Genomic DNA, 19955 nt, shown 5'->3' on the forward strand with positions numbered 1-19955 from the left:
TCCCAATCCATGAGCGTGGACTTCGACGAAATCACCGACGACCTGATTGCCGACCTGGTGCTCCGGGTGCGCGACGCCGTTTACCGGACGGTGGCGCCGCTGGAAATAACCGCCTGGCGCACGGCCGAGCCGGTGGCGTTTGCCAACCGCGAGTCGGGCACGCAACTGGCCCTGCGTCCCGGCGATTGCCGGGGATGGGGAAAAAACCTTTTCGACTGCGCCTGGATGCGTTTCCGGGCCGTCGTGCTGCCGGAGCACGCGGGCGCGGAGCTCGTGGCGCGCATCGACATCAACGGCGAACTGTGCCTCGTCGATGAAGCCGGCACGCCGGTGCGCGGCCTCACCTGCGTGAAATCCACCTTCGACCCCAGGCTGGGCGGCCCCGGCAAGACGGCGTGGCGGCTGCCGCCCGGCGTCGTTCGCGCTGGCGGCGCGGTCGAATTTTGGGGCGACGCCGCGTTCAACGATCTTTTCGGAGCAGTGAAGGACGGCGGCCGCATCGCGCTGGCCGAACTGGCCACCTGCCGCGAGGACGTGCGCCAGCTTTATTACGATCTGGAGACGCTGCGCGACTGGCTGTTCACGTTGCCGGCCGCGAGCGACGAGGCGCGGCGGCTGCGCGGCGATTTCGCGGTGCTGGCGGCCGACTGGCCCGCGGGCGGCGAAACACCCGATGCGGACGGCGTGGAGCGCGCGCGGGCGCGGCTGCGGCCGTGGTTCGATGCGGCGGCGAACGCGAACACAAAACCGGCGCTTGTCGTCCATGGCATCGGGCACGCGCACCTCGACCTCGCATGGCTCTGGCCGATCCGCGAGACGATCCGCAAGGGCGCCCGGACGTTCGCCACCGCACTCTACAACCAGGAACGTTACCCGGAGTACGTTTTCGGATTCAGCCAGCCGCAGCTCTACGCGTGGCTGAAGGAGCATTACCCCGAGCTGTATTCGAAAATCCGTGATGCCGTTCGCGCCGGGCGGATCGAGGCGCAGGGCACGTTCTGGGTGGAGCCGGATTGCAACATGCCGTCGGGCGAGGCGTTCGTCCGCCAGATTCTGGTCGGGGCGCGGTTTTTCCGCGAGGAGTTCGGCACGGAGTCGGACGTCTGCTGGGAGCCTGACGTATTCGGCTATCACGGACAACTGCCGCAGATCCTGAAAAAAAGCGGTCACCGCTATTTCATGACACAGAAGCTCTCGTGGAACGTGGTCAACCGTTTCGGCCACCACTCGTTTCACTGGGAGGGCATCGACGGCACGCGCCTCCTCACGCACATGCTGCCGGAGGAAACCTACAACGGCCCCGCCGCGCCGCGTTCGTTGCGGAAGATCGCCGACGAGTACGCGGAGCGCGCCGTTTCGGACCACGCGCTGATGGCCTTCGGTATCGGCGACGGCGGCGGCGGACCGGATGCGGAGCACCTGGAGCGCCTGCGGCGCGCGCCGGCATTGCCGGGATTGCCGGCAGTGCGGATCGAAAAGGCGGAGGCGTTTTTCGAAACGTGGAGCCGCGATGCGGAAAAATTCCCGGTGTGGCGCGGCGAGCTTTATCTGGAGCGCCACCAGGGCACGCTCACGACGCAGGCCCAGGTGAAGCGCAACAACCGCCGCGCCGAGATCGCCCTCCGCGAAGCCGAATGGGCGGCGTATCTGGCGAGCCGTTACGCGGGCGCGGCGTGGCCGGCGGCGGCGCTCGACCGGCTCTGGAAGGAAGTGCTGCTGTACCAGTTTCACGACATCCTGCCCGGTTCGTCGATCCGGCGCGTTTATACGGAGTGCAACGCCCGCTACGAGGCGATTCTCGGCGAACTGGCGGAGATGACGCGGCGCCATTACGCGGCCGTCGCGGCGGCGCAGGCTGCCGGCGAAACGCGGGTGGTGGCATTCAATTCGCTTTCCTGGCCGCGCGACGAATGGCTGTCGCTCGGCGGCGAATGGCGGCGCGTCCGCGTGCCGGCGCTCGGCATGGCGGTGGTCGATACCGCGCCGGCGGCCGGAGCGGAAGAGCCTGCGGCCCCGGTCATCGCCGACGGCAACCGGCTGGAAAACGAAAACTTTGCCGTCACGTTCGCTGCCGACGGCGCCCTCGCCTCGATCCGCGACAAGCGGGCGGGCGGGCGCGAGGTGCTGGCGGCGGGCGAGGCAGGCAACGATTTTGTGGTGATCGCCGACACGGGCGACGCATGGGACTTCGAGACCGACCACGAGAAAAAAGACGTGTGGGGCTACCTGCGCCGGCACCTGGCGCGGCCGGTGTTGCGCGAATCGGCGACCTTCACCGACGGACCCTGCGCCGTGCGCACGCAGGTGTGGACGGTCGGGAAATCGGAGATTCGCCAGACGATCCGGCTGTTTGCCGGCGCGGAGCAGATCGTGTTCGAGACCGAAGCCGACTGGCGGGACAAGGCGACGATGCTGCGCGTGCGTTTCCCCGTGGCGGTGACGGCGGACGAGGCGAGTTTCGAGATTCCCTTCGGCCACATCCGCCGCAGCACGCGCGAGGACACGCTGGCGCAGCGCGCGCAGATCGAGGTGGCGGCGTTGCAATGGGTCGATCTTTCGGAGACCGATTACGGCGTGGCGCTGCTCAACGACTGCAAGCACGGGTTCCGCGTCAAGGGACACACGATCGACATGTGCCTGCTGCGCAGCGTGCCGCATCCGGGCACGGCGCTGATCGGCAAGGACGACGTTTCCGCGGACGGCGGCGACGGGATGGATTACACGGATCTGGAGACGCACGTCTTCCGTTATGCGTTGCGTCCGCATGCGGGCGGTTGCGACGCGGCGGCGCTGACGGCGGCGGCCCGCGCGTTCAACACGCCGCTGGCGGTGATCGGAGGCGAGGAAGGAGCGGCGGTCTCCGGACCGCTGCGACGACGCGAAGCGTCGCTAGGTTCGGGAGATTCGCGGCTCGCAACGGCAAAGGGCGAGGCGCGTGGCGCCTCGTCGCAGCGGCAGGTACCGAGGCCAAAGGCCGACAGCTTGCCATGCCGCCGCTCCGGCTACGCGGGCGGGACGTCCGCGCCACTTGTCTGCGATTCGCCGGCCATCGAGCTGGCGGCGATCAAGCGGGCCGAGGATGGCCGCGGTTGGGTGTTGCGGTTGGTCAATGTGACCAGTGACGACGTGACGACCTGGCTGGCCGCGCCGGATGCTCCCGGCGCCGGCGCATGGGAAGCATGCGACCTGCGCGAGGCGCCGCTGACGGAAGCCGTGCCGCTGACGTCGGCCGGCGGGCGCCTGGCGCTGGCATTTGCCGGGTTCGAAATCCGGACGCTGCGCTGGACGCCAGCCGGCGGGGAATAGCGACGCCGGGCTGGCGGTCGCGGAAAATCACCGGGCGTCGTCGCCCGGTGACGCGGCGGCCGGTCGCCAGGGATCGTAGCTGAAATGCCCGCCGCGTTTTTCGCGGAGGAGGTTTCCGATGGTGATGCGGATGGCGAGGTCGGGATGGTGCAGGGCGTCGTCGAATGCGGCGGGATCGGCGTCGAGAAGCGCGGAGAGTTTTTCCCGGGCAAACGTGGCCGGCCGGCCGGTGGCGCGGGCGGCGATTTCGAGGAGGCGTTCGCGGGCGGCGTGGCGGAGTTGCGCGTCGGGGTTTTTCGTCAGGGTTTCGGCCAGCCAGGCGAGTTCCTCTTGCTGGCGCTGCGCGATCTTGACGGCCTCGGCGGCGAGCTTTTCGCCTTTTTCCAGAAAACGGGAAAAAGGCTCGGCGGGTTGCGCGCCGGAAAGCGTGGCGAGCACCTCGCCGCGTTCGTTGACGAGGAGAAAGGCGGGGATGCCGCTGACCTGGAAACGGGTGGCGAGCGCGCGCCGGGTGTCGAAGTCGAGTTTGTGACGGGTGAGGGCGGCGAGGCGTTTTTCGATGGCGACGTCGGCGAGGGTGGTGCGGTCCATCTGCTTGCAGAAACCGCACCAGTCGGCGGTGAAGTAGAGCAGCAGGGGCCGGCCGGAAAGTGGAGCGTCGCCGGAAAAGGCCGGCGGCACGGTCAGCCAGTCGCCGGCGCGGAGAGCGGCCGGAGCGGCGACGGCGACAAGGAGGAGGGCGGCGGAGAGGAGGTGTTTCATGTCTGCGGTTCCTTGCCGTGGCGGACGAGAGGCCAGAACGTGTCCCAGTCGAAGGGCCGGCTGAATTCCCCGTGGTGGCATTTCATGCAATCGCCGGTGGCGAGCGGACGGAAGCGGAAGGTGGCGGGGCCGCCGAACTGGCGCTGGGCAACGTGGCGGCTGCCGGGGCCGTGGCAGCTTTCGCAGCCGACCGCGGTGAATTCGGGCTGGCGGAGGAGGCGGTTGTAGCCGGAAGGTGTGCCGAAACCGACGGTGTGGCAGCCGATGCAGGAGGGATCGGCGTCGGCATCGCGGCGGACGAGCGTCTCGAAGGCGTGCGCGTGCAGGCTGCGTTTCCAGGCTTCTCCGGCCGAGGGGTGGCAGGTGATGCAGGCGGCGCTGCCGGTGTAGGTGGCGGCGGCGCGCACGCCGGGAATCTGGCTCTCCTCGTTGTGGGCGTGGCTGTCGAGCCGGAGATGAGCCGCGCGGACTTCGCGGCGGTAGGCGGCGTCGAGGAGGAGGATGGAGGGGTGTTGTTCGTAGCGGTCGTGGAGGAGGGCCATCTCGTGGCGGCCGGGAAGCAGGTCGGCGGAGCCGGCGGCGGCCACGAGTTCGAGGGCGCCGAAGGATTTGGACTCGTTGCCGGTGTAGTAGACGAGGCTGCGGTTTTCCTCGACGAGTTCCTGCGCGGGCTGGCTGACCTTGCCGCCGAGGATGACGCGGAATTCGTAAAACCGGCGCGCGAGCGCGGCGAGCGTCACCTCGTCGGTGAAGGCGAGGAGGATGAGAACGTCGGCGTCTTTTTTCAGGTCGGGGAGGATGCGGGCGAGCGCGGTGTCGACAGGCTCGGCCTCGAGTCCCTCGCCGAGGGTGTCGCGCACGAGCCGGGGATCGACGACGCCGGCGATGCCGATGCGGTAGCCGTTGCGCCGGATGACGGTGAAGGGGGGCAGAGCGGGCCGGCGGGTGGCGGCGTCGAGGAGGTTGGCGCTGACGAGGGGAACCGGCGACTGGCGGGCGAGCCACTGGAGGGTGGAAGCGGGAAGCGCGGCTTCGGTGGAGCCGGCGTTGAGGGCGGCGTAACCCATTTCCGAATACGCGGCGACGACCTGTTTGTACTTGAGCAGGTGATAGTCCTCGGGGCCTTCGAGCGCGTCGCCGGCATCGAGGCCGAAAGGGCGGGCGCCGGCGAGCCAGCCGGTGTCGCCGAGGGCGGTCCTGAGCCGGGAGATGCCGCCGAACTGGCCGGTGAAGCAGCCGCAGGGCGTGAGGCGGCCGTGGTTTTGCGAAGTGAAAAAGAGGGTGAAGGCCGTCCGGCCTTTCGGGCGGGCGGGAGCGGCGGCGTCGGACGGGGAGGCGGCGGGCACGGCGCGGGTGCCGGTCAACGTATCGCGACGGCAGGCCGGCAGGAGCGCGGCGGCCAGCAGGGCCATCAGGAATACGGGGAAAACCGGCGGGCGCATCAGTAGAGCAGCGCGTAGACGAGGATGTTGACGTTGACGGCGGCGGACTGGCGGATCTCGTTGCCGCCGCAACAGCAGCAGCCCTTGGCGTTGCCGACGTCGTTGAGGCCTTCCTTCGAGTGGATCATGACGAGGCGGCCGTTGACTTCCATGCCTTCGAGCATGGCGGTGTTGCCCTCCTTGCAGGTGAGCGCGGTGATCTGGTTGAGGACGCCGAAGACGGGGTGCGTCATCGGGATTTTCGTGAAGGGGTATTCGGGCATGGCGAGGGCGATCTCCTTGCGCAGGGAGGCGTCCCAGTCGGCGTTGGAACAGCTCGGGCTGGAGAGGAGGAAGCCGCCGTTGAGGAGATACTGGCGGAGGTTCCGGCGCTCGCGGTCGGTGAGGGTGAACGAGCCTTCGCCGGAGAACACGCAGAAGGGGAGGTCGAACACGGTGTCGGAATCGAGGCGGACGAAGCGGAATTTTTTTTCGGTTTCGAGCGTGGTTTCCTTGGCGACGTCGCCGAGAAACTTGTCGGCGAAGCACACGGAGCTGCGGTTGCCGGCGTAGATGAGGTTGCCGCAGGCGATGCGGCCGGGTTCGAGCGGGGCGACGGTGGGCGTGTGGATTTCCTCGGTTTTTGCCGCGCGAAGCGGGGGAGTGGCGGAGAACAGGGCGACGGCGAGGCCGGTCAGGAGGAGAACCGGGCGAAAGGGGAAAACGGTGCGGGAACGGTTCATGGTGCGGAGGCGGGTTCGGGTGTGGTGGTGATGGCGCGGAAATATTCTTCCACCAGTTCGCGGTATTCCTCGACGGTGCTTTCGGAGGGGATGGCGTCGGACTGGCGGTCGGTCGGGTTGAGGTTCTTCATGATGCTGGCGTCGCCGGTTGGCAATGCCGGGGATGCGCCGGCGCCGGGCGGGGCGGGGTGGTTGCCGTCGCCGGAGTACGGGGATTCCCTGGCGGCGTCGCCGGTGGCGGCGGGTTCGTTGCCGAGGACGGGCGGAAGCGTGTTGTCAGCCGCGATGGAGTAACCGCCGCCGCTGCCGTCGCCCTGCGCCTGCGCGTTGCCGAGGCCGGCGAAGGCGCCGCCGGGCATGGTGAGTTTGCGGCTCTTGCGCATCTGTTCGAACGAGGCGCGGGCGGTCCGGCCGGAGCCGAACGTGGGGCGCAGGTACTGGTCGAGGGCGTCGGCCGCGTCGCCGCCGCACGCGTTGCACTGGCCCATGAGTGCGGCCATCTCCTCTTCGAGGCGGCGCGAGAGGAGGGCGCTGCCCTCGCCGTCGCCGGCGAGCATGCGGCTGGTGGACGTCTGGCCGAGGGTGGAGAGGCGGTTCTGTTCGATGGCGTCGGCGAGGGCGCGGGCGCTTCCGGAGGCTTTGGGGAATTTTTCCGAAGCGGCGTCGGCGTGGCGGCGGAGCCGGTCGGGGAGCAGGTCGAGGACTTCGGCGACGGCCTGCTGCTTCGCGGCGATGTTCTTGAGGGCGAGCTGGTCCTCGCGGCTGAGGGGACCGCGTTTCTCGTAGGCGCGGGCCAGTTCGGCGAGTTCGGCCTGGGCGGCGTGGGCGCGCTCGAACAGGCCGATGTCCTTGACCAGATCGTGGAGGCGGGCGAGATCGGCGAGGGGGCGGCGCACCTGCTGCTCCATTTTTTCGGAACCGGCGCCGAGGCGTTCGGCTTGGGCCAGCGCTTCCGTTTGCATCTTTTCGAAGGTGGCGGCATCGGGAGCGGAGGCGGCGGCGGCATCGCCGGATTCCGAAGACGCGGAGGAGAGCGCGTCGAGCGCGGTGCGGTTCAGGCGGGTGGATTCGCGGATGGCGGCGGCCTGCCGGTCGAGTTCTTCCTGGAGTTCGTGCTCGAAGTCGTAGAGAGGTTTGTCGCGGACGAATTTTTCCATGCGCGCGGCGAGTTGTTCGAGGCGCTGGTTGAGGGCGTTTTGCCGGGCGGCGAGTTCGTCGAAGGCGGCGGCGCGGGCGGCGGGGTCCATGCCGGCGGCCTTTTCGCGGAGCTGCTCCATGGCGGCGGCGAGGGCGAGCTGTTCCTGGCGCAGGTCCTTGAACTCGTTGACGAGGGCCTGGTATTTGTCGGCGAGGTCGCGGATATCGGTCTGCTCGCGGAGGATGTCGTTGTAATCCTCTTCGCTGATGACGGTGAGCGTGACGGTGCGGCTGGTGGCGAGGTGGGGATCGGGGGCGGTGTCGATGGCTTCGGCGAAGAAACTGACGCGGTCGCCGGGGCGGACGCCGAGGGTGGCGAAATCGATCGGGAAATTTTCGGCGGCCTCGCGGCGGATGTCGTCGTAGCGGGTGGCGAGCGGAGAGGAAAAAACGCCGTTGAGCCCGCGGTGGATGCGAAGGGAGCGGACGCCGTAGTCGTCGGCGGCCTCGAATTTGGCGATGAGCCGGTAGGCGATGCTGACGTAGCCGTCGCGGTCGGGCGCGACGACGCGGACCTGCGGGGGAAGGTCGTGGGTGACGTTGAAAATGACTTCGGGCTGCGCGTCGGAAGGGATGCCGTCGATGTCGTACAGGCGGAAGCGGAGACGCATGTCGCCATCGAGGACGAGCGAGCCGGCGGCGGTATTGCCGTCGGCGGCGAGGGTGAGGGTCGGTGAATTTTCGATTTCCGGTTCCGGATTTTCGACCGGGGACGCTTCCGCTCCGGGGGCGAGGGGCGTGTCGCGGAGAATCCCGACAGCGGCATGGTGTAGCGGTCGGTTGGATACGATACGGAAGGCGAGTTCGCTGCCGGCGAGGGCGCTGGTGGACTTGAAGGCGAAGGGGGTTTCCCGGCTTTTCAGGCCGGTGTAGGCGGGCGGGGTGATTTTGAGAAAGGCCTTGTCGAAGCGCGGGGTGAGGATGACGCGCACCTGGCGTTCGCGGCTGCGGGCGAGGCGGCGTTTGTCGTGGGCGAGGAGCACGAGGTCGGTGCGGATGTCGGCGACGTCCTGGGTGAAGCTCGCGCCGTGGCGGATCATCGGGAGCGTGACGGCGGCATCGGGGCGGCCGGGCGGGTGCGCGGTGAGGAAGAGTTCGCGCGGTTCGTGTCCGGACCAGGTGACGGTGACGGGAAGTTTGCCGCCATAGACGACTTCGGCGCCGGTCTCGCCCGGCTCGGCGAGTTCGAGGCGGGTGAAGGCATAGGGCGGGTGGTCGCTCCAGGGGGCGAGGAAGCGTGGCAGCACCATGCGGGTGACCGGGAAAAAGGCGATGACCAGGACGATGAAGCCGGCGAGCGCGAAGAGGGCGCGGCGGCGGTGGCGGAGCGGTTCGCCGGTGGGCGCGAGGGCGGGGAGGTCGATCCCGGCGAGTTCGGCATCGTAGCGGCCGACAGCGGCGGAGGAGAGGTCACGGGTGAGGGGCGGGAGCGCGGGGTCGCGGGCAGTGTCGGCGAGCTGGAGGGCGTTGATGAGGCGGGAGCCGAGGGCGGGGTCGCGCTGTTCGAGGTGGCGGGCGGTGCGCTCGGGGGGATTGCGGCGGACGCGGCCGATGTGGTGGCGGAGGAGGACGAGGGCGGCGAGCGCGGCAAGGCCGGCGAGGTCGCAGGCGAGACGGGCGGCGGAGCCGAGCTGGAAAAAGGCGTCGGCCGCCACGCCGGCGAGTGCGGCGACGAGGAGCCACGGGCAGGCGCGCCACCACCAGGTGCGGGCTTTCTCGATCTGCCACGCGCGATCGGCCGCGGAGAGGCGGTCGAGGAGGGACTGGACTTCGCGGGAGGCAGGCATCGGCGGCAGGTGGAGGGATGATCGGGCAGTTCGGGAAAAAGTCAGCAAAGACCGAGGCGGCGGCGGAGCCACCATTCGAGGGCGAAGAGGGCGGCGATGAGCCAGGCCAGCCAGGCGCGGTCCCAGATCGTGACGGTGCGGGTGCGCGGCGTGTCGGCGTCAGTCGCGGGCGCGGAGACGGCGGCGAGGGTTTTGGCAAATTCCTCGGGCCGGAGGAGGCGGCCACCGCTGCCTTCGCAGAGGCGGCGCAGCCAGGCGAGGTCGGCGGCGACTTCGGTTTCCTCCAGGTTGTCGTCGAACACGATGAATCGCACGGTCTGCGTGGAGCCGTCGGGCAGCGTGGCCTCGGCGGTGTGACGGCCGGTCGCCACGGGGACGTAGTCGGCGGCGAGGCGGAGATTGATGCCGGCGGTCTCGGCAATATCGGCGATGCCTGCGCCGGACACAGAAGCGGCGGCGGGCGGCGTGGCGGTAAGGCGGGCGACTTCGCTGCCGTCGCGCCGGATGATGACCGGCACCGCCGGAAGCGGGCGCAGCGAATCGCGGGGGATGACGCGGAAACGGATCTTTTCGCCGAGAAGGACGTTGGCGGTGTCGCCCCGGAAGGTGTATGGCGAGTTGGGCAGGGCGTCGCGGCCACCCATGAGCCAGAGCACGGTCTGGTCCCAGAAACGGTCGAAGACGGTGTTGGCGCTCTCGACCTTGGCGTTGAAGGCCCAGCGCCAGAGTCCGTCCACGCCGATGGCGAGCACCTGGCCGACCCCCTGGCGGCGGTGGATCATGGCGGGGAAGGCGCCGGGTTCGTCGAGGCCGGCGAGCGTGGTGGCGAGAGATTTTTTTTCGCCGGCCGCATAACCGCCGATGAGATCGGGAAGCTCCTCGGCGCGGGAGGAGGCGTCGGCGAGGAGGCGGAAGGGGGCGAGGTTTTGCCCTTCGCGGCCCACCCTGAGCGGGGCCGGCTGGCGGACGAGGTCGCCCCAGGACACGGGTTGCAGGTTGCGGTCGGCATCGCCGCCGGCAAAGGCATCGGCCCGGGCAAAGACGACGGCGCCGCCGAGATCCTGCACGCACCTGGCGAGTTCGCCGATCTGGTCGGGCGAAAGGATCTTGTCCACGGCGCGGCCGAGGATGACGAGATCGTATCCGTTCCAGTCGGACGCGGTGCGGGGCATTTCGAAGCGCGGGGAGTCTTCGGTCGTGCGATTGACGCGGATACGGCCGGGGGCGTAGGCGACGGCGCTGTCGACATCGAGCTTGTCGTTGCGGCGCAGGGAGCGGAGCAGGAAGGTGGTGTCCCAGTACGGCTGGCCTTCGAGGAGAAGGACGCGGATTTTCTTGTCGATGATATTGACGTAGCTGACGGCGGAGTTGTTGCCCGGATTGGCCTCGCCGGGGAGCGGGGCGATGCGGATTTCGTACTCGAACTGGCCGGCCTCGGGTTCGCTGAACTCGAAGGTGACGGGCACCTGCGCCTCGTCGCGCACGACGACCTCGCGGCGCTCGACCTCGACGCCTTCGCGCAGGAGGGCGACGTCGAGCGTTTCGTAAGGGCAGCCGAGCGGGCGGACGGAGGCGGTGAGGCGGACGCTCTGGCGGATGTAATGATAGGGTTGATACGAAACGACGCGGACGGAGACGTCGCGCACGATGCCGTCGCTGCCGAAGGGCACGGCGTGGACGGGCACCTGGCGGTTGCGGGCGAGGAGGGCGGTCTGCGCGGGGTTGACGAGTTCGTGGTCGTGGCCGTCGGTGAGGAGGAAGAGGGCGTGCGCGCCTTCGCCGGGGGCGAGGGTGTCGAGGATATGGCGGATGGATTCGTGAAAACGGGTGTCGGGCGAGTCAGGGCGGAGGTCGGCGATGTCGGCGGGCGAGAGCGGGCTGGCGGAGTCGCCGAAGCGGAAGAAGCGGATATCGGGCGAGACGGCGGCAGGGGGGAGGAGGCCGGCGTCGGCGAGAAGGTTGCGGGCGGCGTCGAGGCGGGCGAGCCGGCCGGCATCGCGCTGGCGCATGCTGCGGGAGTCGTCGATGGCGATGAGCGTGACGCGCTCGCGGGCGGCGGCGGGGAGCGTTTCGATGCGCGAGGGCTGCAACAGGAGCACGAGCACGAGCGCGATGGCGGCGAGGCGCAGGAGGGCGAGGGCGGCGCGGTGCCGCCGGGCGAGCCGGCGGGCGGTGCGCCACCACGTCCAGAGCGCGAGGGCGCCGAGGATGAGCGCGAGCAGGAGCACGAACGGGACCGGGAAGAGCGGGTCGAGGACAATGCCGGAGACGGGGGAGGCCGCGGCGAGGGCGAGGGGAAAAACGGAAGCGTTCATCGGGCGGGCCTCCGGGCGACGAACAGTTGCAGCGCCATCTCGATGACGAGGAAGGCGAGCGCGGTGAGGAGGAACCACTGCCAGACGGGGCGGCCGCGGGCGACTTCGTCGTAGTCGCTCTGGCCTTCGATCAGGGCGGCCTGCTGGCCTTCGGCGAGCTGGGCGGGGAGGTGGGCCTTGTCCACGGGGCGCAGGTCGGATTCGGCGGTGTCGGGGTTGACGGCGAAGGCGGTGCGGAGGCGGGTGCTGCCGGCAGCGGCGAGTGTGTAGAAACCGGGTTCGGTGGCGGTGAAGGTGATGGCGGAGCGTTCGCCGAGCGGTTCCTGGCGGACCTCGACGGTGCGGCCGGACGGATCCTTGACCGGACCGGCGCGGAGGTCGGCGCGCCAGATCTCGCCCTGCACGGGCTGGCCGGCGGTGAAGGACAGGGGAGGCGGCTCGGCGGTGTCGAGTTGCCTGACGAGATCCTGCACCCACGCGGGAAAGATGCGCTGGCGGGCGAGGTTGCCGGAAAATTCGCTGACGGAAAAATTCATCAGCACGAGTGTGCCGAGGCCGTATTCGAGGGAAGCCATGGCCGGGGTTTCGTCGGCAAAGCGCAGCAGGATGCGGCCGGAGCCGGTGGCGCTGGCCGTGTGGAAATCGTAAAATTCGAGAAGCGCCAGGTCCTGGCGGAGCGTGCCGCGGAAGAGGTGGAGGAAGGGGGATTTGAAATCGCCGGTGGCGACCTGTTGCGCGTCTTCGCCGATGGATTCCAGTTTGCGGAGCGGGCCGAGCGTGATGGGGAGGGTGACGCCGTCGAGGTGTTGCCCGAGGCGGGCGAGGTTGTCGGCATCGGAGTCGGCATCGAGAAACCAGACGATGCCGCTGCCGTGAAAGAGAAGCTTCGCGAGCGCGGCGGCGGCGGTGTCGGAGAGAGGGCCGGCGCGGGTGATGAAGATTTTTCTGGCGCCGGCGAGGGCGGCGGCATCGAGCGAGAAGGTGTCGTGATGCCGGGGGAGGAGCGAGCCGGCCTGGCCGGGCCAGGGGTTGAGCGCGGCGTGGAGAAAACGGACGGGATCGGCGGCGGGGTCGGCGTTGGCGGAGAGGGTGAGGATTTCCTCTTTTTCGAGGACGGAAAGGGTGACGACGTGGCGGTCGTCGGCGGCGAGGGCATCGGGCGGGAGCGAGACTTCGCAGAGGTGGAGGCCGGGCGAGGTGGCGGGGACGGGAACGCTGACGCGGGCGGACGACCAGGGGGCGGCTTCGACCTCGTGCTGGAGGAGCTGGTTGTTGTCGATGCGGATCGTGAGGGTGTCGCGGAGCGGGGCGTCGGAGAAGTTGCCGACGGTGATTTCGAGCGGCACGATGTCGCCGGCGAGGGCGCGGACCTGCGGGAGGGAGACGTCGAGGATGGCGCGGTTGGCGGCGTCGGGGGCGCCCACGTCGGTGAAGTACAGGCGGGCGCGTCCCGCAAGCGGGAGGAAATCGACCTGCGCCCAGTCGCGGCGGCGGAAGTCGGAGAGGTAGTAGATTTCGGCCCGGGCGGAGGCAGCCGAAGGAGAGGGGGGGGCGGCGGTGGCGGGCGAGGTGTCGACGAGGCGCGCGGCGAGGAGGTTGGCCGCGGTGAAATCGGCGCGGGTGTAGCCGGGCGGGAGAGCGTTGAGAAAGCGGAGGGCGTCGGGATGGTTGCGCGAGAACACGCTGAAGCACATGGCGGGGGCCTGGCCGACGGCGATGACGTTGAGTTCGTCGTCGGGGCCGAGCGTGGAGATGATCTTGCCGGCTTCGATGGCGGCGCGCTGGCGGGCGGTGGCGCCGGCCCGGCTGTGCTCCATGCTGAGGGAGTGGTCAACGAGGATGAGGACGCGGCGGGAGTCGCCGGCATCCGCGCCGGCGCCGCCGCCGAAGCGGTCGAGGACGGGCTTCAGGAAGGCGGCGAGGAGGAGCAGCAGGAACAGCGTGCGGACGAGGGTGAGGAGACGGTGCCGCCAGCGGTGGATGCGGGAGCGTTCGGCGGCGGTCTTGCGGAGGTGCTCGAGGGTCGGGAAGAGGAAACGTTGCGGGAAGCGCTTGTTGAGAAAATGGATCAGCACCGGCAGCGCGAGCAGCGGGACGAGCGCGGCGAGGAGGGCGGTGTTGAGGAAGTGCATCGGGGAAACTCAGCGGCGGCGGCCGGAGGCGGGGGCGGCGGTGCGGGCGCGGAAACCGAGCCAGGCTTCGAGCGCGCCGGTGTAGGGATCGCGGGTGTTGACGAGCTGGTGTTCGATGCCGCGGGCGGCGGCTTCGGCGGCGAGCGTGTCGATCGCGGACCGGATTTTTATCCGGTAATCGGCGCGGATGTCGGCGGTGTCGATTTCGAGCGCCTGGCCGTTCTCCATGTCCACGTAGCGGGCGGCGCTGTGGTCGGGCAGGTCGAGTTCGTCGGGATCGAGGATTTGCAGGAGGAGCACCTGGAAACCGCGGTGCAGAAACTGGCCGAGCGCGTCGAACACGGGGGCGGGCTCGGCGAGGAAATCGGAGAGCACGACGAGGCGTCCCCGTTTTTTGAATACGGAGGCGGCCTGTTCGAGCGAGGGCGCGAGGCCGGTGGTGGAGGCCGGGAGCACGCGTTCGAGCGTGGAGACGATTTCGTGGAGGTGGCGGCGGGTGCCGCCGGGCGGAATAAAGGTCCCGAGGTGGTCGGAAAAAAGACCGAGCGCGGCCTTGTCGCCCTGCCTGAGCATGAGCCAGGCGAGGGCGGCGGCGATGCGGGCGGCGTGTTCGTATTTGGGCGGGCGGCCGGGGCCGGCGTAGTTCATCGAGGCGCTGGTGTCCACGAGGAGCCAGGCGGCCATGTCGGTCTCGTCCTCGTAACGGCGGACGAAGAGACGCCGGGTGCGGCCCCAGGCGCGCCAGTCGAGATGCTCGACGGAATCGCCCGCGACGTAGTTTTTATAATCGCGAAACTCGGCCGAGGCGCCGGGGTGCGGCGAACGGTGTTTGCCCGCAAAAAAACCGTCGACCGTGGCCTTGGCGAAGAGGAGCAGGTTTTTGAAGCGTTCGAGCTCGGCGACGCGGAGGAGCTTCGATTCGGGCGGTTCGGGGTTGAGCCGGATCGTGGCGCGGGTGCGCAGGTGCAGGGAACGCGGGGCGCCGGAGGCGGACGACTGGCGCGGGAGCGGGGGCGGCGTGGCGCGGAGGCGGGAACCGTGGTCGGGCGGGCGCGACGGGGGCAGCGGGGGCGGGGTGGCGGAGGCGGGCCTGTCGGCGACGACGGGCACGCCGCCGAGGAAGGCGGGCGGCGGCCGGAGTTTCAGCCGCATGGGGACGGGAGGCGGCGATGGTGGTGCCGGCGGTTGCGGCCGGTTCGCGGGCGATTCGGGCAGCGGGGGCGGGCCGGAGGGCGGCAGCGGGGGCGGCTGTTGATGTGGATCGGGGAACGACATCGGGGAGACGGCACGCGGCGGCTGGCGGGAACGGATCAGTAGGCGTTTTCCCGAACCGTCCGCAGAAGCTCGGCGACAATGTCGACGGATTTTTTTCCGGCCCCGGTGGCGCGGTAATTGGTGATGACGCGGTGCGGGAGCACGGCGGTGGCGACGTCGCGGACGTCGGCGGTTTCGGGGGCGAGGTTGCCCTTGAGCAGTGCGAGCGCCTTGGCGCCGAGGACGAGGTATTGCGAGGCGCGCGGACCGGCGCCCCATTCGACAAAATCGCGCGTGACCTGCGGCGCGCCTTCGGAGCGGGGACGGGTGGCGGAGGCGAGGCGCACGGCGTAGTCGATGACGTGATCGGAAACCGGCGCGGCGAGCACGAAGTGTTGCGCGGCGAGGATCTGTTCGCGGGTGACGACCGGGGAGATGGCGACGGGGGCGGCCAGCGTGGTGCGGCGGACGATCTCGATTTCCTCGGCCGGTGTCGGGTAATCGAGCGCGAGCGAAAACATGAAGCGGTCGAGCTGCGCTTCGGGAAGCGGGTAGGTGCCTTCCTGCTCGATGGGGTTTTGCGTGGCGATGACGAGGAAGGGATCGGGAAGCTGGCGGGTTTCGTGGCCGACGGTGACGCGGCGTTCCTGCATGGCCTCGAGCAGGGCGGACTGGGTTTTGGGCGGGGTGCGGTTGATTTCGTCGGCGAGGAGGAGGTGGGTGAAGATGGGTCCGGCCTGATACTCGAATTCCAGGCGGCGGTCCTTCTCCTGCAAGAGTTCGGAGCCGATGATGTCGCTCGGCATGAGGTCGGGCGTGAACTGGATGCGGCGGAACGCGAGGTGCAGGGATTCGGCGAGCGACTTGACGAGCAGCGTCTTGGCGAGGCCGGGCACGCCGACGAGCAGGCAATGGCCGCGGGCGAAGAGGCTGACGAGCAGGAGTTGCACGATCTGGTCCTGGCCGACGATCACCCTGGCGAGTTCGTCGCGGATTTTCTGGAAAATTCCCTGAATGTCTTCCGGGGCAAAGTCCTTCATGTGCGGAGAATTTGCGGATGTGCACGCCGGGGGCGAGGACAAACCGGCCGGACGGCGCACCCGGGGCTGTGCTATTTCGCGTTCAGGCTGGCTTTCCGGTAGCCGTCGCCTTCCTGGTCGAACCGGAGAATGCCGCCGCTTTCGAGGTGTTTCAGCCAGCGCATGCCGCCTTTTTCGAAATAGGTTTTCGCGCCGTCTTCGCCAAGGAGGTCGGCCACTTTCTGCCGGGTTTCCCGGGCGATCTGGCGCACGGCGTCTTTTTTCTCTTCGAGGGTGAGGCCTTCCATCCGGTCCACGGCACGGGCGGTGGCAGCGGTGGGTTCGCGCAAGGCGTAGAGCGTTTCGGCGGTGCCGGCCGGAAGGGCGAGGCGGCGCGCGGCAGCCTGGGCGAGTGTGTAGTCCATGGTCGCGGCGCGCTGGTAGAGTTCGTAGCGTTCGTCGCCGAGCGCGGCGCGCAGATCGGTCTTCAGTTGTTTTTCGGCGGCCTGACGTTCGGCCTGCGTCCCGGAGTTGTAGGTCGGGAAGGCGTCGTCGCAGGTTTTTTGCAGATCAAAAATCCGGCGAAACTCCTCCTCGCTCGCGGTGAATCCCTGAAGGTGATGCCACAGGTGGAGTTGGGTCCGGAACGAGGAACGGCGTTCGTACTCGGCGAGTTCGTCGGGAGTGAGAACGGCGGCGAGGTCGCGTTTTTGCTCTTCGCGAAGGAGGGCGAGTTTTTCGTCGTCGCCGGGCAAACGGATTTCACCGGGGCCGCCGCTTGCAAGTCTGAGCCGGGCGATCGGTGTCGAGTAGTCGGCGTTGATGCGTTTCACGAGCCGGGCTTTTTCGGGGGAAAGCCAGGCGGCGGGGTCCTGAGGGGAGGGGGGAGGGGAAGGGGGGCGCGGGATGCCGGCGAGCAGGGTGTCGAGTTCGTCTTCGATTTCGTTGTCGAGGGCGAGGCGGTCGCTGGTCTGGTCGATATTTCTGGCGAGCCGATCCTGCGGTGGCGTCAGCCACCAGTTCCCGGTTCGGGGCGGTTCACGCAGCGTGTAGTTTTCCAGCCGGTCGGAGTGACGGCGGTTCACGTGCGCAGTCACCAGCGACCAGATCGTTTCCGGCGGAAAATTTTCTTTCAGCAGGTAGTCGCGCAGGATGGCGGAATCGGGTTGCGCGAGGGCGGCGACCAGATGTTCCGGTGGCGCGGGCGCGGTGGCGTCAGTCGTATCCTCCTTTCCGTGACCGGACGCTCCGGTGACGGCGTTCGCGGCGGCGCGGGCGCGGTCATTTTCCGGTATGTCATGCCATTTGGAATACAGGTAGACGCAGCCGGCGGCGAGCGCGAGATTGAGAAGCAGCGAAAGGCAGATGGCGCGTAGCGGGCGCGTGACCGGAGAGCGGGAAGATGTGACAGGGCGTGACGGCATGGGGGGAGGAGTTATCGGTATTTGCGTTTCACGTCGTCGATCTCGCCGGTGACGGGGTCGCAGGTGAGAATGTCTCCCTTGGCCACGTTGTTGACCCAGTATGCGCTGTCGCTGTCGAGCCAGGCCTGGCCGGCTTCGTTGCCGAGAAGGGTTTTGGCCTGGGCGCGAAGATCGTCGGCGGCGCGGGCGAGGGCGGCGCGTTTCCGGTCGCGATCGAGCGCGGTGTCCTGGTCGATGCGGGCGCAGGCGGCGGCGAGTTGTTCGCGCAGTTCGTAAACGCGGTCGGCCGTGCCGGCGGGCAGGTTGAGGCGCGTGGCGAGTTGGACGAGTCCCTTGTAGTCGTAGTTTTCTTCGCGGGCGAAGAGGCGGTAGCGTTCGTCGCCGAGCAATTCGATCATGCCGTCGCGCTTTTCCTTGAGGCGTTCGCGGGCCTTTTTGTCGTCGAAAATCGCGCCGGGGCGGAGGGTTTCTTCGTAGTAGGGTCGGGAGAGTTCGTAGATGCGGTTGAACTCTTCGGCGGTGGCGGCGATGCGGGCCGCGCCGGCGTGGATGAACAGGGCGGTGGTCGTGTTGGCGCGGTCGTAGTCGCGCAGTTCTTCGGGAGTGAGGAGGGCGGCGAGTTCGCGGCGGCGTTCGGACTGGAGGAGGGCGCGTTGTTCGGCGTCGCCGGGGAGCGCGAAGTCGCGCATGTCGGTCTCGAGGTCTTCGAGCAGGTCACCGTAATCGGCTTCGAGGTTGGCCACGGCTTGGCGTTTGGCTTCGGGGATGGCCGCGAGTTCACTTTTCCGGAACAGGTTGGGGTCCGCGCCGAGCGGGCCGAGAGCGCGCGCGATCTGCTCGCGCATTTCTTTTTTCAGGCGGCGCGCCTGGTCGCGGGCGTCGCCTTCGAGGTAGTTTTCCGGTTTCCACGGGGGTTGTTGCCACCAGGCTTGCGGATCGTAGGGGTGGAGAGCGGCGATGCGCTTTTCGTAATCTTTGCGCACCTGGCTTGCGATGTGTTTGCGAATTTGGGCGGACGGGAATCCGGCCAGCGTCAGCGCCTCGCGTTCGGCCGCGGGGTCGTGCGCGCGCAGGGCGTCGAGGGTGGCGGGCGACAGTTCCGGCCAGAGCGGACGGGAGGGCGCATGGGCGGGCGCCGGCGATTGTGCCGGTTGGTGTCGCGGGTGGCGGGCGGCCGAATGGCGAGCCACAAGCAGAAAGACGAGGACCGCCGCAAGCCCGATGTTGGCAAGGAGTGAAACCGGATAAAGGAAACGTACGCGAGGGGTCGTCATCTCGGCAGGAGTGAACCGGATTCTGAACGATGTCGCGCGGTTTGGAAGCCGGATTTCAGGATTCCGCCGCCGCGCTTTTTCGCTTTCGCTCCGCCGCCATGTCCGCCGTTTCCGCCACTCCTGCCGCTGTCGTCCCGCATTTCAACCTGCTCAAGACCGACGCCGCCACCGCCGCCCGGCGCGGGCGGTTGCGCACGCGTCATGGCGTGATCGAGACGCCGATCTTCATGCCCGTCGGCACGCAGGGCACGGTCAAGGCCCTCACGCCCGCGCATCTGCACGAGATCGGCGCGCAGATCATCCTCGGCAATACCTACCACCTCAACCTCCGTCCCGGCAGCGAATTGGTCCGCGACCTCGGCGGGCTGCACGCGTTCATGGGCTGGGACGGCCCGATCCTCACCGACAGCGGCGGCTTCCAGGTGTTCTCCCTGGCCAAGCTCCGCAAGATGCGCGACGACGGTGTGGAGTTCCAGTCGCACCTCGACGGGGCGCGCTGTTTTCTCGGCCCGCGCGAGGTCATGGCGATCCAGCAAAACCTCGGCAGCGACATCGCCATGGTCATCGACGAGTGCCCGCCCTGGCCCTGCGAGCGCGCCGCGTGCGCGGAAGCGGTGGCGCGCAGTTATCGCTGGGCGAAGCAATGCCGGCAGATCGCCACGGACAACGGTTTCCTCGCGGCCGGCCACCACGTGTTCGCCATCGCCCAGGGTTCGACGTACGACGACCTGCGGCGCGAGGCGGCGGAATCGCTGGCCGCGCTGGATTTCCCCGGCTACGCGGTCGGCGGCGTCAGCGTGGGCGAGCCGGAGCCGGAGATGCTGAAACAGGTCGCCGCGACCACGCCCTGGCTGCCGATGGAAAAACCGCGCTACACGATGGGCCTCGGCACGCCGCCGCAGATCCTGAAGATGATCGCGCTGGGCGTGGACATGTTCGACTGCGTGCTGCCTTCGCGCGTGGCCCGCAACGGTCTCGTCTTCACGCCCGACGGCCCGATCAACCTGCGCAACGAGCGTTTCCGCGCCGACCCGCGTCCGGTCAGCGAGGAGGTCAACAACTACACCTCGCGTTTCTCGCGCGCCTACCTGCGCCACCTGACCGTGGCCGGCGAAATCCTGAGCTGCACGCTGCTCACGCTGCACAACCTCCATTTCTATCTCGACCTCGTCGCGCAGGCGCGGGCCCACATCGAGGCCGGCGACTACGCGACCTGGCACCGCACGTGGGTGGAGCGTTACGAGGCCGGGGCAGGGGAGCGCGGTTGACCCGGGGAGCGGCGGCATGGCAAGCTGTCGGCCTTTGGCCTCGGTACCTGCCG

At 68.7% G+C, this 19955-nt stretch carries 12 protein-coding genes; 2 read left to right on the forward strand and 10 right to left on the reverse strand.

Annotated features, from left to right (window positions below; genetic code table 11):
- The first annotated feature begins 15 nt into the window (after positions 1-15).
- The gene (locus OPIT5_25300) at positions 16-3306 is read left to right on the forward strand and encodes an alpha-mannosidase (protein ID AHF93031.1); all 3291 of its coding nucleotides are present in this window, start codon (positions 16-18) and stop codon (positions 3304-3306) included.
- 27 nt (positions 3307-3333) lie between these two features.
- Here OPIT5_25300 and OPIT5_25305 read toward each other — a convergent pair whose 3' ends face one another.
- The 10 genes from OPIT5_25305 to OPIT5_25350 all read right to left on the reverse strand — a co-directional run bounded on the left by OPIT5_25305 (position 3334) and on the right by OPIT5_25350 (position 18634).
- Positions 3334-4068, reverse strand: a complete 735-nt coding sequence (locus OPIT5_25305) for a thioredoxin (protein ID AHF93032.1) — start codon at positions 4066-4068, stop codon at positions 3334-3336.
- Entirely contained in the window at positions 4065-5510 is a 1446-nt protein-coding gene (locus OPIT5_25310; protein AHF93033.1) for a cytochrome C, read from the reverse strand. The genes OPIT5_25305 and OPIT5_25310 overlap by 4 nt, the downstream gene beginning before the upstream one ends.
- Positions 5510-6232, reverse strand: coding sequence for a hypothetical protein (locus tag OPIT5_25315; GenBank protein AHF93034.1), 723 nt, complete (start codon positions 6230-6232; stop codon positions 5510-5512). The genes OPIT5_25310 and OPIT5_25315 overlap by 1 nt, the downstream gene beginning before the upstream one ends.
- Positions 6229-9216 (reverse strand): hypothetical protein, encoded by a 2988-nt coding sequence (locus OPIT5_25320; GenBank protein AHF94748.1) that lies wholly within the window; start codon positions 9214-9216, stop codon positions 6229-6231. Before OPIT5_25320 ends, OPIT5_25315 begins: the two co-directional genes overlap by 4 nt.
- Positions 9217-9257: 41 nt before the next feature.
- Positions 9258-11531 carry a hypothetical protein gene (locus OPIT5_25325; protein AHF94749.1) on the reverse strand — a complete coding sequence of 758 codons (2274 nt, stop codon included), beginning with the start codon at positions 11529-11531 and terminating at the stop codon, positions 9258-9260.
- On the reverse strand, positions 11528-13663 hold the full coding sequence (locus tag OPIT5_25330; protein ID AHF93035.1) for a membrane protein: 2136 nt from the start codon (positions 13661-13663) through the stop codon (positions 11528-11530). The genes OPIT5_25325 and OPIT5_25330 overlap by 4 nt, the downstream gene beginning before the upstream one ends.
- A 9-nt stretch (positions 13664-13672) precedes the next feature.
- Positions 13673-14815, reverse strand: a complete 1143-nt coding sequence (locus OPIT5_25335; protein AHF93036.1) for a hypothetical protein — start codon at positions 14813-14815, stop codon at positions 13673-13675.
- 158 nt (positions 14816-14973) lie between these two features.
- Positions 14974-15957, reverse strand: coding sequence for an ATPase AAA (locus OPIT5_25340; protein AHF93037.1), 984 nt, complete (start codon positions 15955-15957; stop codon positions 14974-14976).
- A gap of 71 nt (positions 15958-16028) precedes the next feature.
- Positions 16029-17360, reverse strand: a complete 1332-nt coding sequence (locus tag OPIT5_25345; protein ID AHF93038.1) for a hypothetical protein — start codon at positions 17358-17360, stop codon at positions 16029-16031.
- An 11-nt stretch (positions 17361-17371) separates the two neighbouring features.
- On the reverse strand, positions 17372-18634 hold the full coding sequence (locus OPIT5_25350; protein ID AHF93039.1) for a hypothetical protein: 1263 nt from the start codon (positions 18632-18634) through the stop codon (positions 17372-17374).
- A gap of 29 nt (positions 18635-18663) precedes the next feature.
- Between OPIT5_25350 and tgt the strand changes: the two genes are divergently transcribed.
- Complete coding sequence (gene tgt, locus OPIT5_25355; GenBank protein AHF93040.1) at positions 18664-19902, forward strand: queuine tRNA-ribosyltransferase; 1239 nt, start codon at positions 18664-18666, stop codon at positions 19900-19902.
- Positions 19903-19955: the final 53 nt, after the last annotated feature.

The organism is Opitutaceae bacterium TAV5 (assembly GCA_000242935.3).
Classification (GTDB): Bacteria; Verrucomicrobiota; Verrucomicrobiia; order Opitutales; family Opitutaceae; genus Geminisphaera.